This window comes from Salegentibacter sp., from assembly GCF_041642575.1.
In the GTDB taxonomy this organism is placed as follows: domain Bacteria; phylum Bacteroidota; class Bacteroidia; order Flavobacteriales; family Flavobacteriaceae; genus Salegentibacter.
The window spans coordinates 1-5,600 of record NZ_JBEPWD010000111.1 but is presented as its reverse complement, the minus strand read 5'-3'; the positions used below and the strand labels follow the sequence as shown (position 1 = coordinate 5,600).

At 39.5% G+C, this 5,600-nt stretch carries 7 protein-coding genes; 5 read left to right on the top strand and 2 right to left on the bottom strand.

The features are described from left to right. Both ACESK1_RS11690 and ACESK1_RS11685 read right to left on the bottom strand, forming a co-directional pair. On the bottom strand, positions 1–893 hold an 893-nt coding region (locus tag ACESK1_RS11690), incomplete at its 3' end, for an FAD-binding protein (RefSeq protein ID WP_372920360.1). A gap of 12 nt (positions 894–905) precedes the next feature. Continuing rightward, complete coding sequence (locus ACESK1_RS11685; protein WP_372920359.1) at positions 906–1,568, bottom strand: succinate dehydrogenase cytochrome b subunit; 663 nt, start codon at positions 1,566–1,568, stop codon at positions 906–908. 252 nt (positions 1,569–1,820) lie between these two features. Here ACESK1_RS11685 and ACESK1_RS11680 point away from each other — a divergent pair, with 252 nt between their 5' ends. The 5 genes from ACESK1_RS11680 to ACESK1_RS11660 form a co-directional block, all read left to right on the top strand. Continuing rightward, positions 1,821–2,768: a DnaJ C-terminal domain-containing protein gene (locus tag ACESK1_RS11680; RefSeq protein WP_372920358.1), complete on the top strand. Its 948-nt coding sequence runs from the start codon at positions 1,821–1,823 to the stop codon at positions 2,766–2,768. Further along, positions 2,765–3,055 (top strand): chaperone modulator CbpM, encoded by a 291-nt coding sequence (locus tag ACESK1_RS11675; protein ID WP_372920357.1) that lies wholly within the window; start codon positions 2,765–2,767, stop codon positions 3,053–3,055. Before ACESK1_RS11680 ends, ACESK1_RS11675 begins: the two co-directional genes overlap by 4 nt. A 98-nt stretch (positions 3,056–3,153) precedes the next feature. Next, positions 3,154–4,446, top strand: a complete 1,293-nt coding sequence (locus ACESK1_RS11670; protein ID WP_372920356.1) for an aminopeptidase P N-terminal domain-containing protein — start codon at positions 3,154–3,156, stop codon at positions 4,444–4,446. Positions 4,447–4,545: 99 nt separating this feature from the next. Next, complete coding sequence (locus ACESK1_RS11665) at positions 4,546–5,316, top strand: alpha/beta fold hydrolase (protein WP_372920355.1); 771 nt, start codon at positions 4,546–4,548, stop codon at positions 5,314–5,316. 72 nt (positions 5,317–5,388) lie between these two features. Next, a partial coding sequence (locus ACESK1_RS11660; RefSeq protein ID WP_372920354.1) for a hypothetical protein occupies positions 5,389–5,600 on the top strand: 212 nt, incomplete at its 3' end.

The window sequence follows — 5,600 nt, the reverse complement described above, 5'->3', positions numbered from 1 at the left end:
TTAGGCACCCAAATTCGTCCGTCATTCCGAAGAGATTCAGACATCAAAGTTAATTTAGACTGATGATCTCCCGAAACCGGAATACAGGTTGGGTGAATTTGTGTGAAACAAGGGTTGGCAAAATAGGCGCCCTTTTTATGAATTTTCCAGGATGCGGTAACATTACTTCCCATCGCATTGGTAGAAAGGTAAAATACGTTTCCGTAACCTCCTGAAGCTATAACCACAGCGTGAGCACTATGTCTTTCAATTTCTCCGGTTACCAGATCGCGGGCGATTATTCCTCTTGCTTTTCCGTCTACAATTACGAGATCAAGCATCTCATGGCGGGTATAAGATTTTATCTTTCCACGGTTTATCTGGCGGTTCATTGCAGAGTATGCTCCTAAAAGCAACTGCTGACCCGTTTGACCTTTAGCATAAAAAGTACGGGAAACCAAAACCCCTCCAAAAGAGCGGTTATCTAGTAAACCTCCATACTCACGTGCAAAGGGAACTCCTTGTGCAACACACTGATCTATTATATTTCCTGAGACTTCCGCAAGGCGATATACATTGGATTCGCGTGAACGATAATCTCCTCCTTTTATAGTGTCATAGAAAAGTCGGTAATCTGAATCACCGTCTCCCTGATAATTTTTCGCGGCATTAATACCTCCCTGGGCAGCGATCGAATGTGCTCTTCTGGGAGAATCCTGGTAACAAAAAGTCTTAACATTATAACCAAGTTCGGCCAGAGTAGCAGCAGCGCTACCTCCGGCAAGTCCTGTTCCAACTACTATAACATCAATATTACGTTTGTTTGCCGGGTTAACCAGGTTGATATTATTCTTATGGTTTTTCCACTTGTCTTCAAGTGGTCCTGCCGGTATTTTTGATTCTAAAACTGACATAAATCTTACGTATTAAACGTTATTAAAATAGTGATACAGGGCTATAAATATAAAGCCTAAAGGAATAAGAATGGCGTAAGCCACTGTAAAACCTCTTACGCCTTTTGCATATTTGTTTGCCCACCCCATAGATTGGAATGAAGACGAAAACCCGTGATACAAGTGAAGGCTTAACAAAATGAAAGATAAGACATATAAACCTGTTCTTACCGGAGATTCAAATTTCTCTACCGTTTCATGATAGTACCTGGTAGGATCTTCCGGATGAGATTCTACGTATTTGTGAACCATTTCAGGAACCCAGAAATCGTAAAAGTGGAGTCCTAAAAAAGCTAACACTACCAGCCCGGTGTAAATCATATTTCTGGACATCCAACTGGAGTTGGCACTTCCATTAAAACTCTCATAATTTATTGGCCTGGCCCTTCTATTTCTGAATTCCAGAATAATTCCTAAAACAAAATGCAGGATGACTCCAAAGATCAGAATAGGCTGTAACAGAAACTGAACAAGAATATTGGTTCCCATAAAATGGGAGATCTCGTTAAAGGAATCAGCGCTTAATACAGAAGTGAAATTTATTATGAAATGCTGGAGTAAAAAGAGTACAAGAAAAAGCCCGGATAAAGCCATAGCAACTTTTCTTGCTATTGAAGAATTAAGTATTCCACCCATTAGTTAAGTTATTTTATGAAGATTTTAACAACAAAAATACATTTTGAATTACTTACTCACAAACTTTCCAAGCCAATTCAGCAGCAATTTAGAATAAATTCAAAGAAGGGTTTAATCGGCTTGTTTTTTTCTTCGGAAACCCCTTTAAAACGTTGACACTACAAACGTTTTCTTTTTGCAAAAGCTTAACGTAGGTTCGCCTTAAATTTAGTAATTTCAAGTTTCAATACAAGCTAACTTAATTCCGAACAAATGGAATTTATAGACTACTACAAATTATTGGAATTGGATAAATCGGCATCCCAGGCCGATATCAAAAAAGCCTACCGCAAACTTGCCAGGAAATACCACCCAGATCTCAACCCGAATGACAAGGCGGCCCAGGCGAGGTTTCAGCAAATAAACGAAGCTCACGAGGTTCTCAGTGATCCTGAAAAACGCAAAAAATACGACCAGTACGGCAAAGACTGGGAACACGCCGACCAATATGAGGAAGCCCGCAAACAGCAACAAGCTGGAGGGGGAAGAAGCTATGGTGGTGGTTTTGAAGGATTTGGAGGTCCAGGTGCTGGCCGGCAAGGAGGTTATAGCTATTCAGGAAATTTTGACGACGATACATTTTCAGATTTCTTTGAGCAGATGTTTGGCAGCAGTGCCAGAGCTCACGGAGCCGGTCGGGACAGACATTTTAAAGGCCAGGATTATAATGCAGAATTGGAATTAAACCTCAGCGATGTCTACACCAGTCAGAAACAAACACTTACTATAAATGGGAAAAACATCAGGTTAACAATTCCCGCCGGAGTAGAAAACGGGCAAACCATCAAAATCAAAGGTCATGGGGGTCCCGGTGTTCAGGGTGGACCGAGGGGCGATCTTTATATCACCTTTAAGATCATCAATAACACCACCTTTAAAAGAGAAAAGGAACATCTTTATAGTACTGTAAACATCAGTCTTTATACCGCACTTTTGGGAGGTGAAATCACTGTAGATACTTTCAGCGGGAAGGTCAAACTTAAAGTGAAACCGGAAACCCAATCCGGAACCAGGGTTAAACTTAAAGGAAAAGGTTTTCCGAAGTATAAAAAAGAGAATCAGTTTGGAGATCTGTACATCACTTATAATGTTCAATTGCCCACTAACCTCAACGACAAGGAAAAAGAACTATTCCGGGAACTACAAAAATTACGCTCATGAATTTAGAAGATTTAATACCTACCGAAGAGATTTGTACCCGTTATAAAGTGGAACACACCTTTATAAGCTCACTTTCTCAAAGCGGACTTATAAGAATAGTTACGGTTGAAAAAACCGAGTACGTTCCCAGCGAAGAAATTACAGAATTTGAAAAACTCCGCCGTTTGCATTATGAGTTAAATATAAATATAGAAGGCCTGGAGGCAATTTATCATTTACTGAAACAGGTAGAAAAATTACAAAAGCAAAATCGCAAATTGAAAAATCGTTTAGGCCTTTATGAATGATAAAAAGGGATTCCTGCTATTTCTTTTTACTCTCTTAGATATTAATAACTTTGTAAACCTTAACTCAAGATGCAGCACGCGTCGCAACAAAAAATAATATGAGATACGAACAAATAGACAGAAACCTTTTTATAAAAAACCGAAAGAATTTTACTGAAAAGATGAAGTCATCCAGCCTGGCGGTATTTAATGCGAACGACATTTACCCTATTGGAGCCGACAGCACTATGCCTTTTCAACAGAACCGTGACTTATTTTACCTCAGCGGGGTAGATCAGGAAGAAGCCATTCTGGTACTGTTTCCGGATGCACCAAAACCGGAACACAGAGAAATGCTTTTCTTAACCGAAACCAACCCTCATATAGCTGTTTGGGAAGGCGAAAAACTCACCAAAGAAAAAGCCTTTGAGGTTAGCGGAATAAAAACCGTATACTGGCTTCAGGATTTTGAAAAGATCTTTTTTGAAGTAATGTCTCAGTGTGACACTATTTATTTCAACACTAACGAGCATTACAGAGCGAATGTTCAGACCGAAACCCGGGATGAGCGCTTCATCAAAAAGACCAAAGAAAAATATCCGGCGCACCAGGTGGCAAAAAGCAACCCTATTCTGCAAAGACTTCGCTCAGTAAAAGATCCTATAGAATTGGATTTGATGCAAAAAGCCTGTGATATCACCGAAAAAGCTTTCCGCAGAGCACTTAAATTCACTAAACCCGGAGTTTGGGAACACGAAATCGAAGCTGAATATTGGCATGAAATGATAAGAAACCGATCAAGAGGCTTCGCTTACACGCCAATTATCGCAAGTGGAAATAACGCAAATGTTCTACATTATACTGAAAACGATCAGCAATGTAAAGCGGGTGACCTCATCCTAATCGACACCGGTGCAGAATATGCGAATTATTCCAGTGATATGACCAGGACGATTCCTGTATCGGGAAAATATTCAGACAGGCAAAAACAGATATACAATGCCGTAAACCGCGTGAAGAAAGAAGCCACTAAATGGCTGGTGCCGGGAACTATTTGGGCTGAATATCACAAGGAGGTAGGGAAATTAATGACTTCAGAACTATTAGACCTGGGACTTCTTGATAAAGTCGATGTTCAAAACGAAGATCCAGACTGGCCTGCATACAAAAAGTATTTTATGCATGGAACTGCTCATAATATAGGCCTGGACACCCACGATTACGGAATTCTAACCGAACCTATGAAAGCCAACCAGGTGTTTACCGTAGAACCGGGGATCTATCTGCCAGATGAAGGATTTGGAATTCGGCTTGAAGACGATGTGGTGATCCAGGAAAAAGGAGAGCCTTTTAATTTAATGAGAAATATTCCGATAGAGATCGAGGAAATTGAAGAGATCATGAACTCTTAATTCTTTCCTTTGGAAAATAGTTAATTTTAAAGCCTCGGAATCACAAAAAAAATTGTGATTCCGAGGCTTTTTATTTTCATTCAGCATCGATAACGATATATGGAAATCAATTATAAAAATACCAGCATACATTTTTCTACCAGAGGAACAGGAAACCCACTGGTCCTGCTTCATGGTTTTCTCGAGTCATCAGAGATCTGGGAAGATTTTCAGGAAAGTGTTTCGGAAAAAAGACAGGTAGTTTGCATAGATCTTCCGGGGCACGGAAGGTCGGGTTGCATAGATCAGGTTCATACTATGAAAGATATGGCCCTGACTGTAAAAGCGGTTATGGAAGAACTAAATATTGAAAGGGCTTTTCTCGCCGGTCACTCTATGGGCGGTTATGTAAATTTGGAATTTCAGAATATTTTTCCTACCCTTCCTACCGGATTGGCACTTATAAATTCCACCCCGAAAGCAGATTCGGAAGAACGCAGAATAAACCGCGACAGGGCTACAGAACTTGTGCTGAAAAATAAAAGAGCTTTTGTGAATATGGCGATCTCCAGTTTATTAACTCCTGAGAACAACAAAAGGTTCAAACCAGAAGTAGAAGAACTGAAAAATCGGGCGCTTAATTTTCCAAAAGAAGGAATTTCTGCGGCACTTCAGGGTATGAAAATACGTGCTGATCACAGCCGATCGCTTGAAGCTGTTAAAACTCCAAAATATATAATGGCAGGAGAAAAAGATCCAATTCTGGACTACAATGAAATTAAAAAGATTTCAAACGCCTGCAATACCGGGTTTTTTAGCTATCCCGATGGGCATCTGGCATTTATAGAAAACAAAAAAAGTTTAATGAAATTTTTGCATTTCATCGATTAATTTTAACTTTTTGTCGAAAGTTTAACTTTTTTTTATAATTTAGTTTTACAGAAACAAGAAAATCAACCCTTTATGAAGAAAAGAAACCCTAACTTATTTTCGTTCGGAAAGGTTTATTGCAGCATTTTTGGACATAAACTTAGAGTATCAAAAAACGTAACCGATCACATTCATGAATATAGATGTTCAAAATGTGGAATGGAAATGACTGATACCGCTAATGGCTTTCTGGCTCGTTTAACACCAAAATTCAAAGAAACCAACGATTACCTCGCTAAAATTCA